We start from the raw sequence: 24,159 nt of genomic DNA, 5'->3' as shown, positions 1-24,159 counted from the left end.
CTCAGGTCTCCTGTACATGCGAAACCGGAACTTGGAAGCGCTTCAACCGCAGTGCATTGCTGACGACGCTGACGCTCGACAGCGCCATGGCGAGCCCGGCGAAGACCGGCGAGAGCAGGATGCCGAAGGCCGGATAGAGCACGCCCGCCGCGACCGGGATCAGCAGCGCGTTGTAGCCGAAGGCCCAGGCCAGATTCTGGCGGATATTGGCGATCACCGCCTGCGACAGGGCGATGGCGCGCGGCACGCCCATCACGTCGCCCGACATCAGCACCACATCGGCGCTCTCGATGGCGATGTCCGTGCCGGTGCCGATGGCGATGCCGACATCGGCCTGGGCGAGGGCAGGGGCGTCGTTGATGCCGTCGCCCACGAAGGCGACCTTGGCGCCGCGCTGCTGCAGCGCCTTCACCACCTCGGCCTTGTCGGTCGGCAGCACCTCGGCCCGGACTTCGTCGATGCCGAGCTGACGCGCGACGGCTTCTGCCGTGCGCCGGTCGTCGCCGGTCACCATCGCGACCCTGAGGCCGAGCTTGTGCAAGGCGGCGATGGCGGCGGGCGTGGTCTCCTTCACAGCATCGGCGATGGCGATGACGGCGGCGATCCGGCCGTCGATCGCGGCATAGAGCGGCGTCTTGCCCGCTTCCGCCAGCGCCTTGGCGCGGGCCGCGAAGGGCGAGATGTCGAGCTTCGCCTCTTCCATCAGCCGGTGCCCGCCGATCGCGACCTTGCGATCCTCGACCGTCGCTGTGACGCCGCGGCCGGGATCGCTGGTGAAATCGACGGGCTCGGCGAGCGCGAGCCCGCGCGCTTTGGCCGCCGCGACCAGCGCTTGCGCCAACGGGTGCTCCGAGCGGTTCTCGGCCGAGGCGACGAGGCGCAGGACCTCGTCTGCGCTGAAGCCCGACGCCGGCTCCATGTCGGTGAGCTCGGGCTTGCCCTTGGTCAGCGTGCCCGTCTTGTCGAGCGCGACGATCTGGACGTCCTTCAGCGCCTGCAGGGCGTCGCCCTGCCGGAACAGGATGCCGAGCTCGGCGCCGCGGCCGGTGCCGACCATGATCGAAGTCGGGGTGGCCAGGCCCATGGCGCACGGGCAGGCGATGATCAGCAGCGCGACGGCATTGACCAGCGCATGCGAGAGCGCCGGGCTCGGGCCGAATGTCAGCCAGACCAGGAAGGTCGCCAGCGCCAGCGCGATCACCACCGGGACGAACCAGAGCGTGACCCGGTCGACCAGCGCCTGGATCGGCAGCTTGGCGCCCTGCGCGGCCTGGACGGTCCGCACGATCTGGGCCAGCAGCGTGTCGGAGCCGACCTTCCGAGCGGTGAAGCGCAGCGCGCCCGAGCCGTTGATCGTACCGCCGGTGACGACGCTGCCGGCCTGCTTGCGCACGGGGGCGGGCTCGCCGGTGATCATGGATTCGTCGACGAAGGAGGTGCCGGCCGTGACCTCGCCATCGACCGGAACCCGCTCGCCCGGCCGGAGGATGACGACATCGCCGGGGCGGACGCTCTCGACGGGCACATCGCTCTCGGCGCCGTCACGCAACACGCGGGCGGTCTTGGGCTGGAGCGCGATCAGGCTGCGGATGGCGGCGCTGGTCCGCCCCTTGGCGCGAGCCTCGAACCAGCGGCCGAGCAGGATCAGCGTCACGATGACGGCGCCGGATTCGAAATAGGTGCCCTCCGTTCCCGCCGGGAGCAGATTCGGCAGGAAGGTCGCGACCGTCGAGTAGAGATAGGCCGCGCCGGTGCCGAGCATGACGAGCGAATTCATGTCGGGCGCGAGCCGCAGCAGCGCCGGGAAACCCTTGCGCAGGAAGACGAGGCCCGGGCCAAACTGCACGATGGTCGCGAGCGCGAAGGAGAATACGCGCACGTTCCATTCGCCGAAGGTGCCGGCGAGCCAGTGGTGCAGCGCAGGGACCATGTGCCCGCCCATCTCGACGACGAGCAGCGGCAAGGTCAGCAGCCCGGCGAGGATGACCGAGCGCAGCAACTTGCCTTGCTCCTCGTCCCGGGCGGCCTGCTGGCGCGAGGCCGCGTCGCCATCGGCCGCGACCGTCGGGCTCGCCTTGTAGCCGGCGCCGGCCACGGCCTTGACGAGGGCCGGGACGATCTCGTCGCCGGCGAGCGTCTTCACGCTGGCGCGCTCGGTGGCGAGGTTGACGGTGGCCTCGACCACGCCCGGCACGGCGCGCAAAGCCTTCTCGAAATGGCCGACGCAGGACGCGCAGGTCATTCCCGAGACTGACAGCTCGATCATCGTCTCGACCGGCGTGTAGCCGGTGTGCCGGATCGCGGTCTCGATCTGCCCGAGATCGGTGCCGCCCTTGGCAAAAGTGACATGTGCCCGTTCGGTCGCGAGATTGACCGAGACCGCATCGACCCCCGGCACCGCTGCGATGGCGCGCTCCACATGGGCGACGCAGCTCGCGCAGGTCATGCCCTCGACGCCCACATCAAGGGTTTCGAGGTCGTTCCTGCTCCTGTCGATGACCGTCATCGCCGTCTCCTTTAGGGTGATGACGAGCGATATAGGGCTTCCCATGGTGGGAAGGTCAAGGGGTGTAATGGGCTTCGAATTCTCCGATCACCGGTTTGGCCGTCATGCTCGGGCTTGACCCGAGCATCTCATGCCGAAAGAGGCTCTTTTCATCTCATCCTGCCTAAGATTCTCGGGTCTGCGCTTCGCTTCGCCCGAGAATGACGCCCTGACCGTCCGGATCAAGGCATCTCGACCGAGACGCTCTTGATCACCGCATGGACCGGCTTTCCGGGCGCCAACCCGAGCAAGGCAACGGATTTCGCCGTCAGACGCGCCGCCAGCTTCGCCTCGCCGCAGGCGATGAGCAGATGCACGGTGCTGCCGCCGAAACCGCTCCGCTCCCCGATCTCGGAGATTGTGCCGGACAGCACGTTGAGCGCGCTGATGTCTCCGGGGCGGCCGAGGCTGAGCATGACGTCGCTCGCCAGGATGCGGATCTTGATGCGCTGGCCTTGCTGAAGCGTGCCGCGCGCGATCGCCAGCGGCCCGGCCGGAGTCGTGAGCCGCGCCAGCCCGAAAGCTTCCTCGAAGCCGGCGACCTCAGCCGAGAGCAAGGTGCTCGCCTCCGGCGCCCCCGGCCGCGCCGCCAGATCGGGGCGGGCGAGGATCTCGACTGTCGGACCGCAAGCGGCGATGCGCCCGTTCTCGACCACGGCGACGGTGGTGGCGAGGCGCGCGACCTCCGCCAGCGCGTGCGAGACATAGACGATGGGTATGCCGACCTCGTCGCGCAGCCGCTCGATATGCGGGAGGATCTCGGCCTTGCGCGCTTCGTCGAGCGCGGCCAGCGGCTCGTCCATCAGCAAAAGGCGGGGCTGCGCCAGCAGGGCGCGGCCGATGGCGACCCGCTGCTTCTCGCCACCCGAGAGGGTGCCCGGCCGCCGCAGCAACAGATGGCCGATGCCGAGCAACTCGAGCACCTTGTCGAGTTCGGCCGGCTTGCGCTGTCCGCGCGGCACGAACCAGTGCCCGAACAGCAGGTTCTGGCGCACGGTGAGATGGGGGAAAAGCCGGGCCTCCTGAAAGACATAGCCGATGCGCCGGCGGTGCTTCGGCAGGAAGATGCCACGTTCGGTGTCGACCAGCGTCTCGCCATCGACTCGGACATAGCCGGAATCCGGGCGGATTAGCCCGCCGATGACATTGACGAGCGAGGTCTTGCCCGAGCCCGAACTGCCGAACAGCGCGGTCAGGCGCCCGTCGGAGGTGAAGGAGGCATCGAGCTTGAAGTCGCCGAGCCGGTGCCGGACCGCGATATCGAGGGCGGGCTTCATTCGATGTCGATCCGGCGACCGACGATGCGCGCCATCAATTCGGAGAGGAAGAGCGCCGCGACCGAGATCACGATCGAGATCAGCGTCAGCCGCATCGCGCCGGCGTCGCCGCCCGGAACCTGCGTGAAGGTGTAGATCGCGGAGGGCAGGGTCTGCGTCTCGCCGGGGATGTTTGAGACGAAGGTGATCGTCGCGCCGAATTCGCCCATCGCCTTGGCGAAGCAGAGAATCATGCCGGCGATGATGCCGGGCAGGCAGAGCGGCAGGGTGACAACGAGGAAGACCCAGAGCGGGCTGGCGCCCAGCGTCCCGGCGGCGGCTTCCAGCTTGCGGTCGACGGCTTCGATCGAGAGACGGATGGCGCGGACCATCAGCGGAAAGCCCATCACGCCGCAGGCCAGCGCCGCACCCGTCCAGCGGAACGAGAAAACGATCCCGAACCAGTCATAGAGGAACTGCCCGATCGGCCCGCGCCGGCCGAAGCCGATGAGCAGCAGGTAGCCCGTCACCACCGGCGGAAGGATCAGCGGCATGTGGACGATGGCGTCGAGCAGAGACTTGCCCCAGAAGCGCCCGCGCGCCAGCAGAAGCGCAACGCCAAGCCCGAGCGGCAGGCTCGCGAGCATGGCCGTGCTGGCGACGATGAGGCTGAGCCTCACCGCCGTCCATTCTTCGGGCGAAAGCCAGTCGGTCACGAAGAGGTGGCGGGCTTGTTGAGAACCGTGAAGCCCTGCTTCTCGAAGACAGGCTTGGCAGCGGGGCTGCGCAGATAAGTCAGGAAGGCCTGCGCATCGGGATTGGCCGAATCCTTGGTGATGGCGACGGGATAGACGATCGGCGGATGCGAATCCTCGGGGAAGGTTGCGACGACCTTGACCTGCGGGTCGGCGGCCGCGTCGGTCGCATAGACGATGCCGAGCGGGGCCTCGCCGCGCGAGACCAGCAGCAGAGCGGCGCGGACATTGTCGGCTTGCGCGATCTTGTCCTTCACCTTGTCCCAGGCGCCGAGTTTTTCCAGCGCAGCCTTGCCGTATTTGCCGGCCGGGACGGAATCGACATTGCCCATGGCGAGGCGGCCGGAGCCGACCGCCGCAGAAACATCGACGCCGGGCTTGAGGTCGAGCTTGGCGGTCGAATCCTTGCTGGTAACGAGCACGATGCGGTTGCCGAGCAGGCTGACGCGGGTGTCCGGCTTGATCAGGCCCTTGCTGGCCGCATAGTCCATCCAGTCGAGATCGGCCGAGACGAAGAGATCCGCCGGGGCGCCGTTCTCCAGCTGCTTCGCGAGTGTGTTGCTGGCGGCGTAGGAGATCTTCGGCGCGGGCTTGCCGCTCTCCCTAACCCAGTTGGCGGCGGCCTCGTCGAGCGCATTTTTCATGCTGGCAGCGGCGAAGATGACGAGGTCCTTCGTCTGCGCCTGAGCGGCGTTGAACGCCGGGGGGAAACTCACGGCAAGGGCAAGGCCCATGCCCAGCAGGGTGCGACGCTTCAACATGCTGTTCCTCGCTCGAATTTATCGTTGTATATCGATGGATATAACGATGGTTGCCGCGCCCCCCGAGCCAAGTCAAGGCGCCGTCGCAGTCGGGTTGTCGCAACGAAAGGACGAGCCATGAAGATCAGCGCGCGCAATCAGCTCAAGGGCAGGATCGTCGAGATCACCAAGGGCGCGACGACGGCCCATGTCCGCATCGATATCGGCGGCGCGATCGTGACGTCCTCGATCACCAACGCGGCGGTGGACGATCTCGGGCTCACCATCGGCAAGGAGGCCTATGCCGTGGTGAAGGCTTCCGACGTGATGATCGCGATCGACTGAGGAGGTCTGCCGCCATGGTCCGCGAGAACGAAATCCGCGAGAAGGAGGTCGCCGTCGCGCCGCCGCAGGCGACCGATGCCGGCCTCGTCTTCATCGGTACGATCCGCACGCCCTGGACCTCGCGACTGACCTGTCCGCGCCAGGGCAGGGCGGACGGGCCGATCTGCCGCATCGAACTCTTCCCGCCCTGGGACGAGGCCCTGGATGGCGTCGAGCGCTTCGAACGGCTCGAGGTGCTCTACTGGCTGCACCAGTCGCGCCGGGACCTCGTCCGCCAGAGCCCAGCCAACAACGGCAAGACCCACGGCACGTTTGCCTTGCGCACGCCGGTGAGGCCCAATCCGATCGGCACCTCGATCGCGACGCTGGTGGCGCGGGAAGGGCGGGTGTTGCTGGTGCGCGGGCTCGACTGCCTCGACGAGACGCCGCTCCTCGACATCAAGCCGGACCGCACGCTGTTCACGCCGATCGCGCCGCCGCAGCCCGGCGATTTCGAGACGGGTTGAGGTTGCCCCGTTGAGAACGCCGTCGTTCTAGGGCGGAGCGAAGCGCAGACCCGAGAACCCTGGCAGGAGATGCTCGGGGCAAGCCCGAGCAAAACGACGGCGTTTCTGCAGTCCCGCTCAGCCGTGCGGGTGCTTGTGGATGGGGTCGACCCAATAGACCTCTTCCGGCTTTTCGACCGGGTCGACATCGGTGATGTTGACCACCACCGCCTCGTTGTCCGAGCGCACCAGCACGCATTGCAGTGGGTTGTCGGGATCGGCGTTGATCTCCTGATGCGGCACGAAGGGCGGCACATAGATGAAGTCGCCCGGCCCGGCCTCGGCGACGAATTCAAGCCGCTCGCCCCAGCGCATGCGGGCCTTGCCGCTCACCACATAGATCACGCTTTCGAGCTCGCCATGGTGATGCACGCCGGTCTTGGCGTTGGGCTCGATCGCAACCGTGCCGGCCCAGATCTTCTGCGCACCGACACGGGCATGGTTGATCGCCGCCTGCCGGAACATGCCCGGCGTCTGCGCCGTGTTGGGATCGAGCTTGTCGCCGGAGATGACGCGCACGCCATCATGTTTCCAGCGCGGCTCGCCGTCATGGCTGTGATCGTGCGGGTGGTCGTGCGAATGATCGTGGTCGTGGTCCATGGCAGTCTCCCGATCAGTCCTTCTTCGCTGGCCCGGTCGCCACAGGCCGCTGGCCCATGCCCCATTCGGACCATGAGCCGTCATAGATCGCCTTGGCCGGCTTGCCGACGGTCTCGAGCGCCGTCGACAGAATCACGGCCGAGACGCCCGAACCGCAGGTCATGATCGAGGGCTTGTCGAGATCGACGCCGGCATCCCGGAACAATTCCGTGATCTCCTCGGGAGACTTCAGCCTGCCATCGGAGGTGAGTTGGGATGACGGAAGGTTGAGCGAGCCGGGAATATGGCCGGAGAGGAGACCGGGACGCGGCTCCGCCGCTTCGCCGCGGAAGCGGTCGGCCGCGCGCGCATCGACCACTTGGATCGCCTGCGAGGCCGTGGCCCGCGCCACGTCCTCGGCATTCGCGACGGCGCCGTTGTCGAGCCGGGCGGTGAAGCTGCGGGGTTGGCGCGGCTGCGGACTGTCTTCCTCGACGGGACGGCCCTCGGCGAGCCATTTCGGGAAGCCGCCGTCAAGGATAACGACGTCTCGTGCGCCGAACACCTTGAAGGTCCAGCGCACGCGCGGCGCCGAGAAGAAGCCGAGCCCGTCATAGACGACGATGCGCATGCCGTCGCCGATGCCAAGCGCGCCGACGGCCGCCGCGAATTCGGGGGCGGATGGCAGCATGTGGGGCAGGGACGAGCGGCTGTCCTTGATCTTCTCGATATCGAAATGGACCGCGCCGGGAATGCGGCGCTGGGCATATTCGGCCGCTCCGTCGCGCTTCTGCGCCGGCAGATACCAGGAGGCATCGACGACGACGATATCGGGCGCGTTCAGGCGCTCGGCGAGCCACTCGGTTGAAACGAAAACGTCTTCACGGGCCATAGGCGTATCCTCTGGGCAAAGTCTTATCTGATGATCGGATCCGCTCCGTCATTCCGGGCTTGCCCCGGAATCCATCATGGAACGCGATGGATTCCGGATCGGCGCGGCCTCGAAATGACCGTGACGGTCCGTCGAAAGCCAATCTCAGGCCAGCGCGATGCGCACGCGCCGGTTCTGTTTGCCCTTCTTCTCGATATCGGTGACGCTGACGAGGCCGATCTCCGCCGTGTTGCGGACATGGGTTCCGCCGCAGGGCTGCAGATCGATATCGCCGATAGCCACGAGCCGGACGCGGCCCGAGCCGCGCGGCGGCTTGACCGACATCGTCTTGACCAGGCCCGGATTGGCGTCGAGCTCCTCGTCGGTGATCCAGCGTTCGGTCACGTCGGCATGGCGCGCGACCAAGGCCTGGAGCTTTTCGGTGATTTCGGCCTTGTCCAGTCCGCCTTCCGGGATGTCGAAATCGAGCCGCCCGTCGCCATCGCCGATCGATCCCCCCGTGACGGGGAAGGGCAGCACGACGCTGAGCAGATGGAGCGCGGTGTGCACGCGCATGCGCTTGAAGCGGCGCTCCCAGTCGAGCACTGCCGTGACGGCATCGCCCGGCGCCGGCAGCGCCTGTCCCTCAGCGGCAACATGGATGACGCGGCTCTTGTCCTCGGGATCGTAGATCGTGGTGCCGATGGCGACGATGCCGCCGTCCGTCAGGCGGAGATGCCCGACATCGCCGGGCTGGCCGCCCCCGGTCGCGTAGAACACCGTACGGTCGAGGATGACGCCGCCGCGCTCGTTGACGGTTTGGACGGTCGCAGGCGTCTCCTGCAGATAGGCATCCTGGCGAAACAGCAGTTCGGTCGGCATGATCTCGTCAATCTCGTGGGTCGCGCGCAAGGCGCCTTCGCCGCGCAGACTGCACCGATTGCTGCGACTGTGCCACAGCCTTGGCGGGATAACGGGGATGATTTGGACCGCATGGCTTCCGGCATCGCGTTTCGATGCCTAGATGGCTGTTCCGATCAAACCGGAGCCGCCGATGGCCTTGCCCCGCATGACCCCGCAGGACGGCGTCGCCTGGATCACCGGTGCCAGCTCCGGCATCGGCGCGGCGGTCGCGCTCGAGTTGGCGCGGCGCGGCTGGACGGTCGCGATCACCGCGCGCAGGACCGATGCCCTCGAAGCGGTGGCGCGCGAGGCTGAAGGCCTGCCGGGCCGGATCGTAGCCCATGCCGGCGACGTGACCGACGCACAGGCGATGCGGGGAGTGACGGAGGCCATCGAGAGCATTCACGGACCGATCGCGCTGGCGTTCCTGAATGCCGGCATCGCGTCGGGGCAAGGCGGCAGGATCAATACCGAGACGGTCGAAAGGGTTGTCGCGGTCAATCTGCTCGGTGTCGTGAAAAGCCTCTTCGCCGTGGAGCCGCGCATGGCTGCCCGCGGGCGCGGCCAGATCGCGGTCAACGCGTCGCTGGTCGGGTACCGTGGCCTTCCCGGTGCTGCCGCCTATGGTGCCGCCAAGGCGGGCGCGATCTATTTCTGCGAGGCGCTGCGCTTCGATTGCAAGGCAGCCGGCATTCGCCTGCAACTGGTCAATCCCGGTTTCGTCGACACGCCGATGACGCAGGGCCGGCGATTCCCGATGCCGTTCCTGCTGACGGTGGAGGATGGCGCCCGTCGAATCGTCGACGGCTTCGAGCGCGGCGGCTTCGAAATCACCTTCCCGCGTCGCCTCGCGTGGATCCTGAAGGCGGCGCGGCTATTGCCTTATCCGATCTATTTCGCGCTGATGTCCCGCTTTGCCGAGCGGCCTGACTGAGCGTTGCTTCAACGGTTGCGGATCTTGGCGAAGGCATCGAGCGCGCGCTGGCGCCCGAAGGCGAGGTCGACGAGCGGGGCCGGATAGGTCTCGCCGATTCGCACTCCCGCCGCGCGCAACGCCATCTCGGACGCCTTCCACGGCTCGTGGATGTCGTCATCCGCGAGCCCGGCCAGCTCCGGCACCCATTTGCGCACATAGCCGCCGGCGGGGTCATGGGTCGCGCCCTGCGTGACCGGATTGAAGATGCGGAAATAGGGCGAGGCGTCGGCGCCCGATCCCGCCACCCATTGCCAGCTGGCAGCGTTGTTGGCGGGGTCGGCATCGACGAGCGTGTCCCAGAACCAGGCTTCGCCGGCGCGCCAGTCCTGCAGCAGATGCTTGATCAGGAAGGACGCCGTGACCATCCGGACGCGGTTGTGCATCCAGCCTGTCGTCCAGAGCTCGCGCATGCCGGCGTCGACCAGCGGGATGCCGGTCTGTCCACGCTGCCAGCGGCTCAGCGCTTCCCTGGCGGGTTGCCAGGGAAAACAGTCGAAGCGCTCATCGTAGTTGCGTGTCGCCAGCTCGGGATTGTGGAAGAGCAGATGGTAGGAGAATTCCCGCCAGCCGATCTCGGACAGGAACTTTTCCGCATCGCGTTCCGATCCCGCCGCCTCGCCGGTGGCGCGGGCATGACGGAGCGCATGCCAGATCTGGCATGGACCGATCTCGCCGAAGCGTAGATGCGGTGAAAGCCGCGACGTCGATTCGCGGCGTGGCCGGTCGCGGCCTTCGGCATAACCCGCCAGTCCGCCGGCGAGAAAATCGTTGAGGCGGGCCGAGGCGCCGTCTTCTCCCGGCGTCCATTCCGCCCGCATGCCCGCGGCCCAGTCGGGCTTCCGGGGCTCGAGCCCGAGATTCGGCAGCGCAATGCTGAGAGGCTCGACCGAATCGGGCAGGGCAAGCGCCTCGATTCGCGCTGGCGCAGGAATCGGAGCCAGCGGCTCGCCCTTCTGCCGGGCGGCGCGCCAATACGGCGTGAACACCTTCATCGGCTGCCCGGTCGTGGTTGTGACCTGCCAGGGCTCGTTCAGGAGATGGCTGTTGAAGCTATGGACGCTGATTCCGCACCGCGACAGTTCTTCCTTGAGCTGGCGATCGAGCGCGATCGCCTCTGCCTCGTAGCGGCGATTCCACGTGACCAGCCTGATCCCGGCCGCTGCCGCGACGCGTGGAATCAGCGCAGCCGGATCGCCTTGCATCAGCACGAGCTCGCTGCCTTTCTGCGCCAGCGCATTGCCGAGCGTGTCGAGCGAGCGCGACAGCCACCAGCGCGAGGCTGCGCCGAGCGGGCGACGATCGGGGCTGGTGTCGAGAATATAGAGGCAGAGGACCGGCCCGGCCTGCGCCGCGGCGGCGAGGGCAGGGTTGTCAGCCAGTCGCAGATCGTTCCTGAACCAGTGCAGGGCGTGTTGGGCCATCATTCCTCACCCGCGGGGCGCAACATCGCGCGCACGCCAGTCATGCCGGCACAAACGCGGCAGGCGGCTATACAACGGTTAGCCTGGCACAAATTTCAGGTTGGCGGGCTCGAAACAGAGCAACCGCTTCCATTCGTGCAGGCCAGCCCCGCCATGCTCCATGGTGCCGTACATGAGCCAGCGAAGGCCTTGGACTTGAGGGTCCTGTCGATCCGTGAGCCAGCGGGCCACCTCAAGGAAAAGGAGCTTCACGGCGCCCGTTTTGAGATAGTCGCCATGCCCCATGATTTCGTGTGTGCGGCACATATTGCCGACGCGCCTCAGCGAAATGTATGCAACGAGCCGTTCGCCGCCTTCTTCCTGAATGAAGGCCCCCCATGTCAGTGTCCAATGCGAGGAGCAGGCCGGCGCGGAGGGTGGGGCAAGCGTATCGACGAGATTTGGCCCGACGCCAAACCATGCGGACAGCACCGGCCCCCCGGAACGGAAGCGTTTGGAGGCGGCGATAGCTGCGATGCTGGCGGCATAGCTCTCCGCTTGAATGGGTGCGCAGCTGACGCCCAGGCGGGCGGCCTTCTTGCTCGCACGCACGACGTTGCCGTGGGAGCGCTTCGCAACGGCACGGATATACGAGTCCGATGTCGGAAAACGATCCAGGTCCAACAGCATGGCGGTAGGAACGGTCCAACGCCGAAGGCCCGACCGAGGCGCGTTTCGCTCATGGAAGCGACGCGCATCGGAAATAATATGGCTGCACAAGGGGTGCACGCAGCGTTGCGGCGCTTCGGGCTCCAGATGCGCGATCGGCAGGATTTGATCAGGCTTAAGGCCGAAATCGCGCAGCCGTGTTTTTCGCGTTACCGACAGCCAAGGATCGAGCGACTTGTGAAGTTGGTTGGTGAGCGACTTCGCGAGTGTCATGGCGAGCTTTTCTGGCGGTCCTAAAACTGAGAACCGACCCTGCGACCCAGATATATGACAGTTCGCGACATGGCGATAAGCAAGTGGCGACTGCTGTCGCAGTCCGCACGAGGCATCGGATATTTGGCCAGGCAATCGGCCCAATAGCGTTCTCGGCGATGTTGAAGGCAAATCACCGAAGCAGGCGGCGCTCTACGCGAAGAAGACGAGCCGCCGCCGCCTGGCCGGATTCGGCGCGGCGAGAATCACGCTCTCCACGGGCAAAAGCGCGGACAAAATTGTCCCGCCGGAAAGCGGGGTGGTCGAAAACCGGGACAAATCGGGGAAAAGCGCAAGGAAACCAGCGCTTGAAAATCTGTTGGAGGCCTCGCCCGGAATCGAACCGGGGTGCAAGGATTTGCAGTCCTCTGCGTAACCACTCCGCCACGAGGCCTTCCGGCGAAAGCGGCGTCTGCCGCTTCAGCGAAAGCGCTATAACCACAAGCCGCAGTTCGCCGCAAGCCGGCATCGCACCGTCCACAGCGTTGATGACAAATCTGCTTCGTTGGCTCGCAAGGGGCTTGCGCTGCCGGGGGCGCCCCGCTATGACCCCGCCACGTTGTTCCCGGATAGCTCAGCGGTAGAGCAATCGACTGTTAATCGATTGGTCGCAGGTTCGAATCCTGCTCCGGGAGCCACGAAAACTCCTTAAAGCGTTGAAATGAATGGCGAATTCCCAAATCGGGAATTTCAGTCCATAACGCTTTCCCTATGATCTCCCTGCCGGAAATGCCGAGAATGTCGGCAGTCGCGTTGCCGTCTACGATTCTGTGGCGCCGCAATTCAGCCCGAATCGCGAATCGAAAGTGAGGCGCTGCTGCAGTCGAGACCTGGGGCGGCGGACGCCGGGCTGCGCATGCCCCCCATGCCCCGCAGCCCGGCGTCTAGGCAGCCCTCAGGAGTTCCACACGCTCAATGCTGAACGGGAACTGGACCGGCTTCCAATGCAGCTCGGCGCTGTCCTGCGGACTAAGCACTCCGGTCGCGCGCTTGGCCCGTTCGATCCTGGTCGAACCGGCCAAAACAAGACGTGAGGCAAGCATCGCACGCCAAGTAAGTCTGTAATTATCAAATTTTCAGCTTAATAAAAAAGTCTTCAAAGCGCTGATATCATTTGGGTAACATTCAGTTTTCTCCGACTGTGACTTATTAATATCAAGCTACCCCTAGCGATTTGCAGACGATTACCCATATCAAGGATCCGGCCTCGCTTGCAGGCAAAGATTTGATGGGCCGGCAGTCCGTCATTCCGAGCGCCAGCAGTATCGCCGCCCTCGCGCAGAAGGATCGAACCCATGGCTCGCTTGATCACGAAGACAGGACAACGTGCCGAGATCGTGTGCGACATGTCGAATGAGAGATCGGGTAAGCTGCTCTGCGACCCCAGCGTATTGGCGCTCGCAGACCTTCAGGGCGATCTACTGCTCGAGACAGACGAGGGGGGACGGTGCCATATAAGGATCACGTCGGTCGGCGCGGACTATATGACTTTTGCCGGACGAGTGATCGAAAGCGTCTGACGACGGGAATCCCGGCGCTGCTGCTGCGATTCCCATCGCGTCGCAGGCGGCGATTCTCAGGCGGCCCTCCGCAGATCAGCGGGCTCGTCAAACAGGTATTGCACCGGCCCGTCGGCATGGAGCTTCACCCGGAACGGCTTCCAGTGCAGTTCCGCGCTGTTCTCGGGAGCGAGCACTCCAACGGCCCGGCGGAGCCTGGCAAATTCGCGCTGGCCGATTTTCTCCGCGTCTGGGTTATCATTCTCGAGGTCGTAGTTGATGTAGAACGGGCGCTGATCGAAGTCGCCGCCGACGATCTGGCACTTCGTTTTCAACACCATGCCGGTGCCCTTGGCAGTCGCGACATATTCCGACTCGACGATCTCCATCTGGTATTCCCCGGCCGGAAGCGGCGTATAGCCGCTGCTCGGTTCGGCGTCGGGGTTGTAGCTTCCACCAATGCTAGCCAATTTGCATGCTCCTTCGGGCGCCTAAAGTGATCTAACGGGTCACATTAAAAGCCGAGGCGCGGATCACCGTCAAGCACAATTATGAGCATTTGGATCATACATATTGACCTGCGCGCCATGATGTCGCACTAATTGGGTATGTTAACACCCCAGCAGATACGCGCGGCGCGCGCGCTCCTCAACTGGTCACAGAATCAACTGGCCGAGGCGTCAGGCGTCGCGGCGCAATCCATCAAGAACATTGAGCGCGGCGTCACCGATCCGCGCCTGACGACCGCGACGGCGCTTCGGCGCACCCTTGAAGCGGCGGGCGTTCAGTTCGTGGATAACGGCGACACCGCCAGCGGCGCCGGGGTAGCGCTCCGCCTACCTGCGCGCCAAGCCGCAACAGAGGCGGAAATGCAGGCCAGTGCGGCGAAGGTGAGATCACAGGCCGCGAATGCCGTGGACGAGGCTCTAAGCGGCTCGGGCGCGACTACGCAGCAAAAGGCCGAGCGCCGTGGAGCGCTCACGGACGAACCTGCAGTGATCGGGCGAGCGCGAGGCAAGGGCCGCCGCAAACCCACCCCTTGACCGCACTGCGGCGCGTATGGGAGGCACGTCAACGGAAGGGGACGCTCAATGTTCGTCAAATTGGCCCATGTAACCGCAGTTCTGGCCCTGATTTTTGGACTATGGCGCGCGGGCATTGGCATATATGTCGCATCGATCGAGCCTTTGGAGGCTCGTGAAGCAGCGCGCGCCGCCTATATCGGCAGTAAGACGACTGGGCAGGCGATTGATCAGGGACTCTACACCTTCCTTTTCGCGGTTACTCTCGGCACCTTGGCCGCAATAGCGCGTAAGCGGGCGGAGTAGTTGCGCAGTTGCTGCGGCAGCCCCCCCTTGACCACGCCCAGACAGGTAGGTGACGCTGCGGCGAGTGGGAGGCGGTAAATGGCAAAGCTCGTAATCAAAAGCAAGGCTTCGCCTACGCGGAAGGCGCTAGCCAAGATGGTGACGGTCGAGAACACGGATGACGGCAAGAAGGTCACCGGAACCAAAAAGCAGGTGAAGGCGTGGGCTATTGAGGAAATCCGGAAGGGCCTCAAGCCTAAATAGACCGGCCCGGTCGCGGTACATCCGCGCTTACCGCCCCCGCGCCTCGCTACCAATCATGCCGCTCGCCGCCAAACTGGGCTTGAAAGGCCCGGGCGTGACGCTCGTCCTGAAAGCTGATCCGGACGCGGCGAGACGGCGGGTCCATCGTGATCCGCGCTTGGTGCGGGATTTTCCATTCGACTAGCCAGGTGCCGACTTCGAATAGCTGCTCGTTCAATGTGGCGGGATCCAACGGAATATCGACGCGAAAATGCCCTTCCGGTCCCACTCTGGTCGTGACCGCAATTGAATCTTGCGGGGTCATGGATGGTCACCCGTTTTCGCCCTCAAACGCCATTACGGCAAGAGCGGACGACCCTGCGATGACGAGCCAGATTGCGTCGCCAAACCACGTGGTCGGAATCGACGGAGAAGCCACGACCGAAGTGATCCCCGCCACCGAGAACAACGCCGCTAGAAACGAAACGCGCCACATTTCCGCCTCCATTTTGGAGGCGCTAACGCGCGTCTCTCCCGCAGGTTCCATCGATTTTTCTGGCTCACTCGAAATCATCAATCCCGGCGCGACCCGTGCTCTGCCTCTTGCCGTCGATGACGGTCTGCAGGCATCGCGCGGTTAGGCCGGCGACGTCGTTGAGCGTCTCCATGGCGACCATGGAGGGCGTGTCGAGGGGGATAGACGAGCACCAGCTGCGGACCTTGTTTTGGAATGCGAGCGTTTCCTGGCGCATCTCCGCGGCTGTGTGGGGATGCAATGAGCGAACTGACCTGCTCACCATGGCGGCCTCCATTCCTATGATTAGAACAAAATAGGAACAAGAGCCGGTGCGGGGTCAAGCTGATTGTGGATACGCGCAACAGATCATCCGGGACGCGGGGTCGGAATGGTGCTCCGCGCGTGCCTGCCTTAGTGTCGAGAATCGCCACGGTGGGATGCAGTTGATGAGCGCGGAGAAGCCTTTTGCATTTGTCCTGATGCCTTTCGATTCCGCGTTCGACGATATCTACAAGTTGGGCATCCAGGCTGCGGCATCAGAGCAAGGAGTAGTGGCCCAACGTGTAGACGAGCAATTCTACTCAGAAGGCATGCTTGATCGCATTTATCGTCAAATAGACGCAGCTGATTTCATTATCGCCGACATGACGGGTCAGAATCCTAATGTATTTTATGAAGTTGGCTACGCGCATGCAAAGGATAAACTTTGCACTTTGCTGACGCAGGATGCGTCCGACATACCATTTGATCTAAAGCAACATCGGCATCTGGTTTACGGAAATTCTATCCAGAAGCTAAAAAAGCTGCTTCAATCGGAAGTCGGGTGGCTAAAAGAAGAATCAAAAAATAGGAAGTCAAAAGCAGTTAATATAACCATGAAAGATCCATTCATTTATCTTTCAAAGAGCGATTACTACGCGCATGCGGTTATAGACGCTGTTTTTGACCTACATAACACGACGATTATCTCTTCGCCTGAGATTGGTGCGATTTATATTTATACCGGGCCAGGGTGGGAATTCCGACAAGGTGATGAGGTTTGTCCTTCAACCTCGTCAGACGTTCCCAAATACAGAAAAAGGCACTTCATAAGGCCACCGGTAAGCAAATTGCTGCCCGGCGGCTGGGCTCAGCTAAAGGTAAACGGGAAGAAACGTGTCTGGAGCAAGTTCGACGGCGACGAAATTCTCGAAAAATACCCGTTGAAGGGCGTCATCAATGTGCTTGCCGCCACTTCGGAAGGGAAGTTCTCCGAGAACTTCAATATCGACGCCGAAGCCGAGGAATTTCCATTCTAGCAGGCCTGACCGCACATCCGCAGCCGGTTTCCAGAGAAAAGGCCGCCAGCGGGCGCTAGCGGCCAGTTTTTTTTGGGTCTCGCTATATTAACGCGGATCAGGCGCGAAAGTTCCCCGGCCGCGCAGCCGCAGCCGGGCTGGGTTTCGGCTAGCCTCTCATGTGCCTATTGGTGCGCAGCGCATTATTTGCCGCTGACATCGGGCCGCGGCCCCGCAGCATGTTGTCTGCAATGCGCGCCTCAACAGCGCTGATCAGCACCGAAATGTCGCCGTTCGATTCTTGGCGGGTCTCAACCTGGGCGCCCGATTGGTTGGTGATGTTCACCGCCACCTGAGGCTTGCCGCTGCCGCCGGCACCCAACCCCGCCGGAACTGACGGCAGGCTCCTCGGCACGCCCACGAAGCCACCGCTTGCGAACCCGCGATGCATCGCCTCGAGATTGCCGAGCCCGATCTTTTGGACCGCCCTTTTCGAGAACACGTACTCACCGCCATGGACAACGCCCTTCGGCTCGTACGTGCCGCCGGCGCCTGTGTAGCCACCGCCGTCGAAGCCCTTGAACAGGCCCGCCGCCATCCCGAACAAGCCGCCTGGCGCACCATTCGTACCCGACGTGCCGAAGAAGCCGCCCAACGGGCCGTTGCCCATGATGGCGGCTTGCAGGGCGGCGCGCGCAAGTTGCTTCACTAAATTGCGGAGTACGTCGGTCGCCTTCTCGCCATCTACGATTAGGTCGCCGAGGCTGTCCGTTAGTGCATCTCCGAAGAAGCGCTGCGCTTCGTTGGCGTCCTTCTGAGCTTTCTTGACCTTATCGATGGACTCGCGCAGCGCCTCATTGGCCTTGACGATTTGCTCGATTTTCTGACGCTGCCCGTCGTCTTCGACTGCTCCAATGCGAGCAAGCTCAATAGCTGCGGCACGTTCGGCTTTCGACTTGCCCAGCGTCGCCTGCTCGGCTTCGAGGACGCGGTTAACGCGCTCGAGGCTCTTGATATAGTTGTCGACCTGCTCTTGCCGCTGCTCCGCTTCCGATTTGCCGCCACCACCACCGCTGGAGGATTTATCGGGGATCTTCGTGACGTCGGATCCGATGTAGCCGCGCCCGGGGCGGCTGGGCGGGAGAGGGGCGGACCACGGCACGCCTTCACGGGCCGGTGGTATTGGCGCCGTTATAGGCTGGCCACCCGCCGCCAGATCGCCAATCATTTTGCCAAGCTTGGCGCCGCCCGATCGGGCACGCTCCATCTGCAGGTTGAATTCCTGCGCCTGTTTGATCAGGTCGGCGAGGCTGGTGGCGGCATTGACGGTCGCAGCCTTCGCCGCGCCGATGAACGAATTCCAAGCGCCGGTCCATGCCTCATCAAACTGCTTGGATTTGGCAATGACATCGTCCGAAAGAACAGCACCAGCTTCGCGCGCGTTCTTAGCGAGTTGGTCGAGCGCTGCTGCGCCACCTTCCAGCAGCGGCAAGAAATCCTTCGGGATTCCGAACTTCTCGGCGATTGCGACCTTGTCGGCTTCCGTGGCGGCGCGGCTAATCAGGTCCGCAGCGGTGGCCAGGGCCTCATTGGTGCTGATGACGGTGCCGTTTCGATCCTTTAGCTTCAATCCGTTCGCGTCGAACAGCTTCGAAAGCTCCGTCTCCTCGGTCCGCGCATCGTTCAGCGCCTTCGCGAGACCGGTGAGGCCGCCATCAAATTCCTTGCCGGAGATGCCCTTGTTGCCGGCGGCATAACGAAGCTCTTGGAAGCGCTGAAGTTCGAGGCCGGCCTGTCGGCTTGTCGTCGCGAAGCTCGCAATCTCTCGATTGGCGTCCAGCACGCCCCGGGCGATCCGCTCGAGCCCAACGCCTGCAACAGCGGCGCCGAGGCCCTTCAGCGCGCCCGTAAGCGCACTGGTGCTAATCGAGGGGTTCAGCCTGTTGAAGCGAGCTTCAATGTCGCTAGCGGCTTTCTCAGCAACCGCGCCGGCAGCCTTCATCTGGCGTTCGAGCGCCTTGATGTTCGCGCCAACGGCAATCTGAAGTCCTTCGCCGGGATTAGCCAATGACTTCGGCCTTTTCCAGCAGGTCCACCATCGGGACGCCCATCAGGCCAGCGGACAACACAGAGGCGGCCGTGGGGGCGGTCTCCCCAATCGGGCGGTCACGGCAGTATCGCGTTGCAAGCGTAAAGGCTTCCTGCGGTGTCTTTCCGCCGCCGATCAGTCCCAGCCGGATAATTTGGAAAACCGATTCCGGGCTCCAGTCACCGGACTGGAAGTTCAGCAAAGTCCGCATCGGGCCTTGATTGAGCTTATCCTCCAGTTCGACGATCTGATCGAACTGCATACAAAAGTCGTGATCACCGTCTCCGAAGAACAGGCGAATGAGTGCGGAGGTTGTCTTCTCGGTCATTAGTATCAATCCGATAATTTGGCAGCCGCTGCGCGCGCTGCGTCTTCAATGCGTTTGCGGATCGCCTTCCGGCGCACCCGATAGGTAGGAAAAAACCAAGCGCGGGCCGGCTGGTTTGCCGTGCCGTATTCGCTGGCAAAAACGTAGTCGTAAGTTGCCGATGCGCCTTCGCGCACAGGCTTCGTCGTCTGCGGGCCGCCGGCTTTGACGTAGAATTTATCGCCGTACTTCCCTTGCTCCAGACGGATGCTGTCTCGCAGCGTGCCATCGTCCTTCGGGGAGCTGCCTCGCAGAGCCACGACGAGGTTGTTGCCCTCGATAAGGGCTTGCGCTGCGGCGGCCGATCTGACTTCGATTGGAACTTTGGCGAGGCGCCTCTTGAGGCGAGCAATTGATGCGGCGGATTTTTGGCCTGTGCTACCCATGCTCCGTCTCGTAATCCTGCGAAGCCGAGGAGTTTTCAGCTTCTACTGCCATAGAAATAGCTTGCTTTGCTGCTTTGATGCGCCGATGAAGTGGCGAGTCTGATCCAAAATTTCGCGAGTTCTAAAAATGTCAGAAAATAACGAGGCCATTGTCGACTTGGTCGCAGACATCGTATCTGCTTTCGTGTCGCACAACAGCGTGCCGCCATCCGAATTGCCGGCATTAATTGCTAGCACGCACGCTGCGTTGACGGGTCTTGGTAAAGAACCGGTGCCTGCCGTTGAGGAAAAGGCTGTCCCGGCGGTGTCGATCAAGAAATCGATAACACCAGATTTCCTCATTTGCTTGGAAGACGGGAAGAAGTTCAAGTCGTTGAAGCGTCATCTACGCACCGCGTACGATATGTCGCCGGAACAGTACCGTGCGAAATGGGGCCTTCCGAACGATTACCCGATGGTCGCGCCCGCTTATGCTGAGGCACGATCGAACCTGGCGAAGACCATGGGCCTAGGCCAGCGGCGACGTAAGGCCGTACCGGCGCCTGCCCCGGCTAAGCGTGGCCGCGCTAAGGCTTCGGCCTGATCCGCGCCGCTTATCGCTTTATTTACCTAAATGCGGGCAGGATAATTCCGCATTCCGCGAGAATGTGCCGGCTGGGAGCGGTGTAGCGTTTAGCCCTCAGCCGGCGCCTCATCGCAGCGCGCGCCCTCAACATTTCAATCGGAAAAATGTACGCGTTTGGCGCCTACCGGTCCCACGGAGACGCCAGTGGGAGCGATTTTGATCACCCCTCCCGGGTCAGATGGGATAGCCATCGGCGCCGTAGCGCATGACCTTCCGGCCGTTCTCTTCGCGTTGCTTATCGCGGGAATGGTGCGCGGCACAAAGTGACTGGAACGGCCCCGACCAGAACTTCTCGGCGTCGCCGCGGTGAGGCTCGATATGGTCGCAAACCGTGGCCGCAGTCGTGTCACCAACCTCGGCGCACATCCGGCACAGCGGCTCTTGCGCAAGTTGCCACCGCCGGATGTGCTTCCACGCTGCAGTGGAGTACCACGACAGCCAAGGCCGCTTCTCAGTCACCCGAGGCATCGGGCGACCTCGGCTTGTTCAGCGGTAACCGGCTTCGCATTCGTCGCGATCGTTGTGCCGTCCTGCGTTCGGAACGGTCGGTACGCGACTAGGTCGCCGATGGCTGGAGTGCGCGCGCCGAACACACTCCGATGAAGGAAGAGGGGCCCGCCGGCGGAGCTGATACGCGCACCGTGCAGCCCAACTGAAACAACCTCGCCGATCATACTGGGATGCCCCGCAGTCTCATGGCTGCTTCGGCCTTCCGGCGCAGGCGCCTGGCGGCGTTCACTGCATTGTCGTTAGCGCTGCGCACTAGGGAGACGGTCGTGCCCGGGTAGAAGGGCAGCGGGCATAGACTGACCTCGACGAGAAGCACGTCGGTAATGACGCGCTCCGGTAGGCTGCCCTCCGGATCCGTCCAGCTTTCCGCCAGGACTCGGAAGCCGAAACTGCAACCAAGCACCTCGCCACGATCGAGCGCCGAGATGGCTGTCATGCCTGCGGGCGATCTGTCGTCCAACTGAAGTCGGAACCACAATCCATGCTGGCGTTCTTCAAGCTGAAGCGTGCCAGCGGAAAGGCGGCCTAGCACTGAATCGTAGTTGTGATTCCATAGCGCAAGAACGTCATTCCGGTAATAGTTCTTTTGCTTGAAGGCGCCTTTGGCGATACTCTCGATATAGTATTCTCCCATCGGCTCCTTCTGCCCGAACACGACCGCGTAGCCCTCAGCGACATTGCCCGACACTGTCGCCGAGCCGCTGCGTGTCTCAATATTTCGCAATCTTTGCCTCCGCCCGGCGCAGACGGGCCTCCCGGTCCGCCGACGTCGTCTTTGGCTTGCGGCCGCGAATTATCGCCTGCGCGAACTTTTTTGCGTCGAAGTCGGTGTGGGTCGTGGTCCGGYCGAGCAGGGTCACCCGGTGCGGCAGGTCCGGCGTCTTCGCGTCGGCGAATTCAATTTTCGACATAGTAGCCAGCCTCCTTTGCTTCGCGGATGAACCGCTGAACGTGGCCATCCCGCGCGTCTCCAAGGAAGTTGGGAACCATCGGGCCAAGGGAGCCCCATGACACATCTTCGCGCTCGAATTGGTCGCGGAGGTCGTCGTAATCGGCGCGCGCCGCGGCAACCGCTTTGAGAGCGTCGCACATAGCGGCAACGCGGCGACCGTATTCTGGTTTGACCTGAAGGCAGATCGCACGGGACGCGCCAGTTCGCGCGACCGCAAGGCGCTGTCGAACAACCTCGAGCGCGGCGTCGATATCTGAGAGGGTTCGCTGAACCTCGGTTAGCCGTGTGCGCAGGCCGGTAGTGGAGTCGGACGTTTCGCCGAGGAGCGCGGCAACGCCGGGCCGCATAATCGGAGCGGGCGCCTCCTCAATCTTGCGAGAGAGATCGTGCCGCTCCGCAGTCAGCGCCGACTGCTGCGTCAGCAGATCCTGCCGCTTATCAACAAGGGCCGCATATTCCGAGCTGGCTTCTTCAAGAGAGGGAACGCGGAAAGGCTCGGCCGCGCTTGCGGCTGGCTTCTTCAAAAGTGCCATTGAAAGTCCTTAGGAAAATAGAGCGCGGACGGCGTCGACGATCGCGCTGCCGTTGATGGTGGTTGAGCGCCGGTGCCCGCATTGGCCCCAGTGCGCCGCATCGCTGCCGCGCTCTCGAAAGCGGCGGATGCGGGCGGCGTCATGGATGGCGATTTCCGGCCAGGTGCTGACGAACTCGATGCGCATCGCTGCGACGTCCCGCTGGCTGACGTGATCGCCCAAAGCCATTTCGGCGATCACGTCGATCACCTCGCGCGCCGACCGGGGAATGCTCGCCGGCCATTGCTCGTCGGTCTCGCCACCAACGGTGAGATCGACACCGAGGCTGGCGCCGCCCGGCGTGAGGCTCGAGAGGCGCTGGTGCGAAGCTACGACGTCAGCCAAGCCGTCTTCCATGGCGGCGGCGGCGACGATGCTGGCGAAATGACTGATGTCGAGTTCCGGAGCGCGGCGTGGGCCGCCGGTCGGAATGATGCCGGCCTCGGCAAGGCGGCGCGCGACCTGTTTCGTTCGGCTGATTGGGAAGCCGATATGCTGCTCGATGTTGGCGAGCACGCGGTTAAGCGTCGCCATGAATGTCCTCTGAAATGGGCCATTACGGGCCGTGGTGAGTGTTGGGGTAAAAAAATAGCGCCCCGGCGAATGGCTAGGGCGTTAGTCGTTGCCGGGAGGACAACAGAGGGAATTTCTCCCCTCTTACTATATCCCGCGCGGGGATGCCCGAAACGGACGCTCCCCAAAAATATTTACGCAGCCATCAATCTAGCCGCCTCGGCTAGAACCTTAACCGCGTGTCTGCGCCCACTATGACTGTTCATCGCGGTTCCGGCGGCCTCTGCTATCTCAGCGAAATTATCGGCGTTCATCACGGTACGCAGGAATGCCGCGCGTTTGTGGCCTAGTTCCTTCAGAAGGTCCGCGCGTTTCTGTTCGCGCTTGAATTCAGCCAGCGCCACGGATGCGCCTGGTGCAGCGGTAGTCTCACGCCGCGTTGTGTTGAAGTTGTCGTTATCGGCATCCGGCCCGCGTGGGTCGCCCCGTTCTTCTTTCGCCCGCTTGCGGCGTCCGTTCTGTCCAAAATATTCCAGTTTGCCCTTGTAGAAGTGCAAACCGTAAAATCGGCCGGTTGATGAATATCCGCCGATGGTCTGGGAGTTGTCAGCGCGGTGATAGTGGATGCCGCCCGCGAACTGCTCGATTTCGCCGCGCGGTGAGCGGCGCAGGAACGGCCTGAGTCCGTCGCTGTATGCAGTTAGCGTCTCGTCAATGCTCGGGCGCACGTCGTGTCGATAGTCGAGCCCGTATCCGCTTCCGGGCGTTGTGATCGCTTCGTCATTAGCGAACGCCTCGCCGGGCCGCAGCAACTCGGCGACCGCCAAGAAGTTGATATATGGCTGCGCGGCCGCCTGTGCTTCGCGGTAAGCACTCGGCGTCTGCTGATCTTCAGGCAGAGCTGAATAAGCCCTCGCGGCCTTAATGGCGTCGTCTCGAAATGCGTTGCGAATACGGTTCGGCGTGCTGTTATCGTTCGAAGGTGTGTTCACTGTTGCCCTCCCGAGGCATTACTGAATGCGGTTTCCCGGCCCTGCGCGGGCCGTGTGCGGCTTGTTTGGAGTAAAAGGTAGTCAGGTAGCCTGAAGGGCAGAGAGGCCGCGTACGGCCCTGCTATGGTAATCTAGGGCTTCGCGGCGCCGCAAAGGGGGTGCATAAGAGAATCTAGTGCTGGCGGAGCGAAATCGTCAAGGAATTCGCTATTTCGAATTTTGCGGATGAACGTTTTTTACTACCGGGCCGGTGTGCGTTTGCCTTGGCCATCTACGGCGACACTCCCGCCCCGGGCCTTCGGATGACAGTATGGCGCCGCGGCAATTGCCATCTGGTCGCGGATCTCTTTCGGCTGCGCCTCATCGCGCATGACCGCGAGCATGAATTCGAGCGGAGTGGCGCCAACGGGCCGG

30 protein-coding genes and 2 tRNA genes are annotated in these 24,159 nt (G+C 63.3%); 11 read left to right on the top strand and 21 right to left on the bottom strand.

Annotation, left to right across the window (positions count from 1 at the left end; genetic code table 11):
- Position 1: 1 nt before the first annotated feature.
- The 4 genes from AC1DE3_RS14750 to modA form a co-directional block, all read right to left on the bottom strand.
- A complete protein-coding gene (locus tag AC1DE3_RS14750; RefSeq protein WP_476852500.1) occupies positions 2–2,506 on the bottom strand; it encodes a heavy metal translocating P-type ATPase in 2,505 nt (834 codons plus the stop codon).
- A gap of 221 nt (positions 2,507–2,727) precedes the next feature.
- Positions 2,728–3,822, bottom strand: a complete 1,095-nt coding sequence (gene modC, locus AC1DE3_RS14745; RefSeq protein ID WP_476778366.1) for a molybdenum ABC transporter ATP-binding protein — start codon at positions 3,820–3,822, stop codon at positions 2,728–2,730.
- Positions 3,819–4,517, bottom strand: coding sequence for a molybdate ABC transporter permease subunit (modB, locus tag AC1DE3_RS14740; protein ID WP_476778365.1), 699 nt, complete (start codon positions 4,515–4,517; stop codon positions 3,819–3,821). Before modB ends, modC begins: the two co-directional genes overlap by 4 nt.
- The gene (gene modA, locus AC1DE3_RS14735) at positions 4,514–5,317 is read right to left on the bottom strand and encodes a molybdate ABC transporter substrate-binding protein (RefSeq protein ID WP_476778364.1); all 804 of its coding nucleotides are present in this window, start codon (positions 5,315–5,317) and stop codon (positions 4,514–4,516) included. Before modA ends, modB begins: the two co-directional genes overlap by 4 nt.
- A gap of 117 nt (positions 5,318–5,434) precedes the next feature.
- Here modA and AC1DE3_RS14730 point away from each other — a divergent pair, with 117 nt between their 5' ends.
- The gene (locus tag AC1DE3_RS14730; protein WP_441513267.1) at positions 5,435–5,641 is read left to right on the top strand and encodes a TOBE domain-containing protein; all 207 of its coding nucleotides are present in this window, start codon (positions 5,435–5,437) and stop codon (positions 5,639–5,641) included.
- Between the two features lie 14 nt (positions 5,642–5,655).
- On the top strand, positions 5,656–6,147 hold the full coding sequence (gene tsaA, locus AC1DE3_RS14725) for a tRNA (N6-threonylcarbamoyladenosine(37)-N6)-methyltransferase TrmO (RefSeq protein ID WP_476778363.1): 492 nt from the start codon (positions 5,656–5,658) through the stop codon (positions 6,145–6,147).
- A gap of 117 nt (positions 6,148–6,264) precedes the next feature.
- Here tsaA and AC1DE3_RS14720 read toward each other — a convergent pair whose 3' ends face one another.
- The 3 genes from AC1DE3_RS14720 to AC1DE3_RS14710 form a co-directional block, all read right to left on the bottom strand.
- Positions 6,265–6,786 (bottom strand): cupin domain-containing protein, encoded by a 522-nt coding sequence (locus tag AC1DE3_RS14720; protein WP_476778362.1) that lies wholly within the window; start codon positions 6,784–6,786, stop codon positions 6,265–6,267.
- Positions 6,787–6,799: 13 nt separating this feature from the next.
- Positions 6,800–7,657 carry a 3-mercaptopyruvate sulfurtransferase gene (gene sseA, locus AC1DE3_RS14715; RefSeq protein WP_441513270.1) on the bottom strand — a complete coding sequence of 286 codons (858 nt, stop codon included), beginning with the start codon at positions 7,655–7,657 and terminating at the stop codon, positions 6,800–6,802.
- 144 nt (positions 7,658–7,801) lie between these two features.
- Positions 7,802–8,518, bottom strand: coding sequence for an alanyl-tRNA editing protein (locus AC1DE3_RS14710; protein WP_476778766.1), 717 nt, complete (start codon positions 8,516–8,518; stop codon positions 7,802–7,804).
- Positions 8,519–8,690: 172 nt separating this feature from the next.
- On the opposite strand from AC1DE3_RS14710, the gene AC1DE3_RS14705 reads away from it, so the two are divergent.
- Complete coding sequence (locus AC1DE3_RS14705; RefSeq protein ID WP_476778361.1) at positions 8,691–9,473, top strand: SDR family NAD(P)-dependent oxidoreductase; 783 nt, start codon at positions 8,691–8,693, stop codon at positions 9,471–9,473.
- Between the two features lie 8 nt (positions 9,474–9,481).
- On the opposite strand, the gene AC1DE3_RS14700 is transcribed toward AC1DE3_RS14705, so the two are convergent.
- From AC1DE3_RS14700 to AC1DE3_RS14690, 3 genes are all read right to left on the bottom strand, one after another.
- Positions 9,482–10,936 (bottom strand): cryptochrome/photolyase family protein, encoded by a 1,455-nt coding sequence (locus AC1DE3_RS14700; RefSeq protein WP_476778360.1) that lies wholly within the window; start codon positions 10,934–10,936, stop codon positions 9,482–9,484.
- Positions 10,937–11,014: 78 nt separating this feature from the next.
- Positions 11,015–11,857: a hypothetical protein gene (locus tag AC1DE3_RS14695; RefSeq protein WP_476852499.1), complete on the bottom strand. Its 843-nt coding sequence runs from the start codon at positions 11,855–11,857 to the stop codon at positions 11,015–11,017.
- Between the two features lie 359 nt (positions 11,858–12,216).
- Positions 12,217–12,290: transfer RNA gene (locus tag AC1DE3_RS14690), tRNA-Cys, on the bottom strand.
- Between the two features lie 169 nt (positions 12,291–12,459).
- On the opposite strand from AC1DE3_RS14690, the gene AC1DE3_RS14685 reads away from it, so the two are divergent.
- Both AC1DE3_RS14685 and AC1DE3_RS14680 read left to right on the top strand, forming a co-directional pair.
- Positions 12,460–12,534, top strand: a tRNA-Asn gene (locus AC1DE3_RS14685).
- A gap of 657 nt (positions 12,535–13,191) precedes the next feature.
- Positions 13,192–13,416, top strand: a complete 225-nt coding sequence (locus tag AC1DE3_RS14680) for a hypothetical protein (RefSeq protein WP_476778323.1) — start codon at positions 13,192–13,194, stop codon at positions 13,414–13,416.
- Positions 13,417–13,472: 56 nt separating this feature from the next.
- Here AC1DE3_RS14680 and AC1DE3_RS14675 read toward each other — a convergent pair whose 3' ends face one another.
- Positions 13,473–13,865, bottom strand: coding sequence for a DUF669 domain-containing protein (locus AC1DE3_RS14675; protein ID WP_476852498.1), 393 nt, complete (start codon positions 13,863–13,865; stop codon positions 13,473–13,475).
- Between the two features lie 138 nt (positions 13,866–14,003).
- Here AC1DE3_RS14675 and AC1DE3_RS14670 point away from each other — a divergent pair, with 138 nt between their 5' ends.
- From AC1DE3_RS14670 to AC1DE3_RS14660, 3 genes are all read left to right on the top strand, one after another.
- Entirely contained in the window at positions 14,004–14,438 is a 435-nt protein-coding gene (locus AC1DE3_RS14670) for a helix-turn-helix transcriptional regulator (protein WP_476852497.1), read from the top strand.
- Positions 14,439–14,486: 48 nt separating this feature from the next.
- Positions 14,487–14,723: a hypothetical protein gene (locus AC1DE3_RS14665; RefSeq protein ID WP_476852496.1), complete on the top strand. Its 237-nt coding sequence runs from the start codon at positions 14,487–14,489 to the stop codon at positions 14,721–14,723.
- A gap of 78 nt (positions 14,724–14,801) precedes the next feature.
- Complete coding sequence (locus AC1DE3_RS14660; protein WP_476852495.1) at positions 14,802–14,966, top strand: hypothetical protein; 165 nt, start codon at positions 14,802–14,804, stop codon at positions 14,964–14,966.
- Positions 14,967–15,012: 46 nt separating this feature from the next.
- On the opposite strand, the gene AC1DE3_RS14655 is transcribed toward AC1DE3_RS14660, so the two are convergent.
- Positions 15,013–15,270, bottom strand: a complete 258-nt coding sequence (locus tag AC1DE3_RS14655; RefSeq protein ID WP_476852494.1) for a hypothetical protein — start codon at positions 15,268–15,270, stop codon at positions 15,013–15,015.
- A gap of 58 nt (positions 15,271–15,328) precedes the next feature.
- Between AC1DE3_RS14655 and AC1DE3_RS14650 the strand changes: the two genes are divergently transcribed.
- On the top strand, positions 15,329–15,586 hold the full coding sequence (locus tag AC1DE3_RS14650; RefSeq protein ID WP_476852493.1) for a hypothetical protein: 258 nt from the start codon (positions 15,329–15,331) through the stop codon (positions 15,584–15,586).
- Between the two features lie 322 nt (positions 15,587–15,908).
- Positions 15,909–16,760, top strand: coding sequence for a hypothetical protein (locus AC1DE3_RS14645; protein ID WP_476852492.1), 852 nt, complete (start codon positions 15,909–15,911; stop codon positions 16,758–16,760).
- A gap of 148 nt (positions 16,761–16,908) precedes the next feature.
- Here the strand turns inward: AC1DE3_RS14645 and AC1DE3_RS14640 are convergent, their stop codons facing one another.
- The 3 genes from AC1DE3_RS14640 to AC1DE3_RS14630 are packed head-to-tail and all read right to left on the bottom strand — an operon-like array spanning position 16,909 to position 19,581.
- Positions 16,909–18,807 carry a tropomyosin gene (locus AC1DE3_RS14640; protein ID WP_476852491.1) on the bottom strand — a complete coding sequence of 633 codons (1,899 nt, stop codon included), beginning with the start codon at positions 18,805–18,807 and terminating at the stop codon, positions 16,909–16,911.
- Complete coding sequence (locus AC1DE3_RS14635) at positions 18,800–19,156, bottom strand: gene transfer agent family protein (protein ID WP_476852490.1); 357 nt, start codon at positions 19,154–19,156, stop codon at positions 18,800–18,802. Before AC1DE3_RS14635 ends, AC1DE3_RS14640 begins: the two co-directional genes overlap by 8 nt.
- A gap of 5 nt (positions 19,157–19,161) precedes the next feature.
- On the bottom strand, positions 19,162–19,581 hold the full coding sequence (locus AC1DE3_RS14630) for an HK97-gp10 family putative phage morphogenesis protein (RefSeq protein ID WP_476852489.1): 420 nt from the start codon (positions 19,579–19,581) through the stop codon (positions 19,162–19,164).
- 127 nt (positions 19,582–19,708) lie between these two features.
- Between AC1DE3_RS14630 and AC1DE3_RS14625 the strand changes: the two genes are divergently transcribed.
- A complete protein-coding gene (locus AC1DE3_RS14625) occupies positions 19,709–20,164 on the top strand; it encodes a Ros/MucR family transcriptional regulator (RefSeq protein ID WP_476852488.1) in 456 nt (151 codons plus the stop codon).
- Positions 20,165–20,380: 216 nt separating this feature from the next.
- Here the strand turns inward: AC1DE3_RS14625 and AC1DE3_RS14620 are convergent, their stop codons facing one another.
- The 6 genes from AC1DE3_RS14620 to AC1DE3_RS14595 form a co-directional block, all read right to left on the bottom strand.
- Positions 20,381–20,665 carry an HNH endonuclease gene (locus AC1DE3_RS14620; protein WP_476852487.1) on the bottom strand — a complete coding sequence of 95 codons (285 nt, stop codon included), beginning with the start codon at positions 20,663–20,665 and terminating at the stop codon, positions 20,381–20,383.
- A 211-nt stretch (positions 20,666–20,876) separates the two neighbouring features.
- The gene (locus AC1DE3_RS14615; protein WP_476852486.1) at positions 20,877–21,440 is read right to left on the bottom strand and encodes an HK97 family phage prohead protease; all 564 of its coding nucleotides are present in this window, start codon (positions 21,438–21,440) and stop codon (positions 20,877–20,879) included.
- Complete coding sequence (locus AC1DE3_RS14610; protein ID WP_476852485.1) at positions 21,427–21,627, bottom strand: hypothetical protein; 201 nt, start codon at positions 21,625–21,627, stop codon at positions 21,427–21,429. The genes AC1DE3_RS14615 and AC1DE3_RS14610 overlap by 14 nt, the downstream gene beginning before the upstream one ends.
- Positions 21,614–22,201 carry a hypothetical protein gene (locus AC1DE3_RS14605; protein WP_476852484.1) on the bottom strand — a complete coding sequence of 196 codons (588 nt, stop codon included), beginning with the start codon at positions 22,199–22,201 and terminating at the stop codon, positions 21,614–21,616. Before AC1DE3_RS14605 ends, AC1DE3_RS14610 begins: the two co-directional genes overlap by 14 nt.
- A gap of 9 nt (positions 22,202–22,210) precedes the next feature.
- The gene (locus AC1DE3_RS14600; protein WP_476852483.1) at positions 22,211–22,774 is read right to left on the bottom strand and encodes a hypothetical protein; all 564 of its coding nucleotides are present in this window, start codon (positions 22,772–22,774) and stop codon (positions 22,211–22,213) included.
- Positions 22,775–22,947: 173 nt separating this feature from the next.
- Positions 22,948–23,745 (bottom strand): hypothetical protein, encoded by a 798-nt coding sequence (locus AC1DE3_RS14595; RefSeq protein ID WP_476852482.1) that lies wholly within the window; start codon positions 23,743–23,745, stop codon positions 22,948–22,950.
- Positions 23,746–24,159: the final 414 nt, after the last annotated feature.

The organism is Allobosea sp. 10L417 (assembly GCF_056395485.1).
This window is presented reverse-complemented; position numbering and strand designations above follow the sequence as displayed.

Coding starts and splice junctions, on each gene's coding strand:
- AC1DE3_RS14750 (WP_476852500.1), bottom strand. CDS start 2,506: ATGACGGTCATCGACAGGAGCAGGAACGACCTCGAAACCCTTGATGTG.
- modC (WP_476778366.1), bottom strand. CDS start 3,822: ATGAAGCCCGCCCTCGATATCGCGGTCCGGCACCGGCTCGGCGACTTC.
- modA (WP_476778364.1), bottom strand. CDS start 5,317: ATGTTGAAGCGTCGCACCCTGCTGGGCATGGGCCTTGCCCTTGCCGTG.
- AC1DE3_RS14730 (WP_441513267.1), top strand. CDS start 5,435: ATGAAGATCAGCGCGCGCAATCAGCTCAAGGGCAGGATCGTCGAGATC.
- tsaA (WP_476778363.1), top strand. CDS start 5,656: ATGGTCCGCGAGAACGAAATCCGCGAGAAGGAGGTCGCCGTCGCGCCG.
- AC1DE3_RS14720 (WP_476778362.1), bottom strand. CDS start 6,786: ATGGACCACGACCACGATCATTCGCACGACCACCCGCACGATCACAGC.
- sseA (WP_441513270.1), bottom strand. CDS start 7,657: ATGGCCCGTGAAGACGTTTTCGTTTCAACCGAGTGGCTCGCCGAGCGC.
- AC1DE3_RS14710 (WP_476778766.1), bottom strand. CDS start 8,518: ATGCCGACCGAACTGCTGTTTCGCCAGGATGCCTATCTGCAGGAGACG.
- AC1DE3_RS14705 (WP_476778361.1), top strand. CDS start 8,691: ATGGCCTTGCCCCGCATGACCCCGCAGGACGGCGTCGCCTGGATCACC.
- AC1DE3_RS14700 (WP_476778360.1), bottom strand. CDS start 10,936: ATGGCCCAACACGCCCTGCACTGGTTCAGGAACGATCTGCGACTGGCT.
- AC1DE3_RS14695 (WP_476852499.1), bottom strand. CDS start 11,857: ATGACACTCGCGAAGTCGCTCACCAACCAACTTCACAAGTCGCTCGAT.
- AC1DE3_RS14680 (WP_476778323.1), top strand. CDS start 13,192: ATGGCTCGCTTGATCACGAAGACAGGACAACGTGCCGAGATCGTGTGC.
- AC1DE3_RS14670 (WP_476852497.1), top strand. CDS start 14,004: ATGTTAACACCCCAGCAGATACGCGCGGCGCGCGCGCTCCTCAACTGG.
- AC1DE3_RS14665 (WP_476852496.1), top strand. CDS start 14,487: ATGTTCGTCAAATTGGCCCATGTAACCGCAGTTCTGGCCCTGATTTTT.
- AC1DE3_RS14660 (WP_476852495.1), top strand. CDS start 14,802: ATGGCAAAGCTCGTAATCAAAAGCAAGGCTTCGCCTACGCGGAAGGCG.
- AC1DE3_RS14655 (WP_476852494.1), bottom strand. CDS start 15,270: ATGACCCCGCAAGATTCAATTGCGGTCACGACCAGAGTGGGACCGGAA.
- AC1DE3_RS14650 (WP_476852493.1), top strand. CDS start 15,329: ATGACGAGCCAGATTGCGTCGCCAAACCACGTGGTCGGAATCGACGGA.
- AC1DE3_RS14645 (WP_476852492.1), top strand. CDS start 15,909: ATGAGCGCGGAGAAGCCTTTTGCATTTGTCCTGATGCCTTTCGATTCC.
- AC1DE3_RS14635 (WP_476852490.1), bottom strand. CDS start 19,156: ATGACCGAGAAGACAACCTCCGCACTCATTCGCCTGTTCTTCGGAGAC.
- AC1DE3_RS14630 (WP_476852489.1), bottom strand. CDS start 19,581: ATGGGTAGCACAGGCCAAAAATCCGCCGCATCAATTGCTCGCCTCAAG.
- AC1DE3_RS14625 (WP_476852488.1), top strand. CDS start 19,709: ATGTCAGAAAATAACGAGGCCATTGTCGACTTGGTCGCAGACATCGTA.
- AC1DE3_RS14605 (WP_476852484.1), bottom strand. CDS start 22,201: ATGGCACTTTTGAAGAAGCCAGCCGCAAGCGCGGCCGAGCCTTTCCGC.
- AC1DE3_RS14600 (WP_476852483.1), bottom strand. CDS start 22,774: ATGGCGACGCTTAACCGCGTGCTCGCCAACATCGAGCAGCATATCGGC.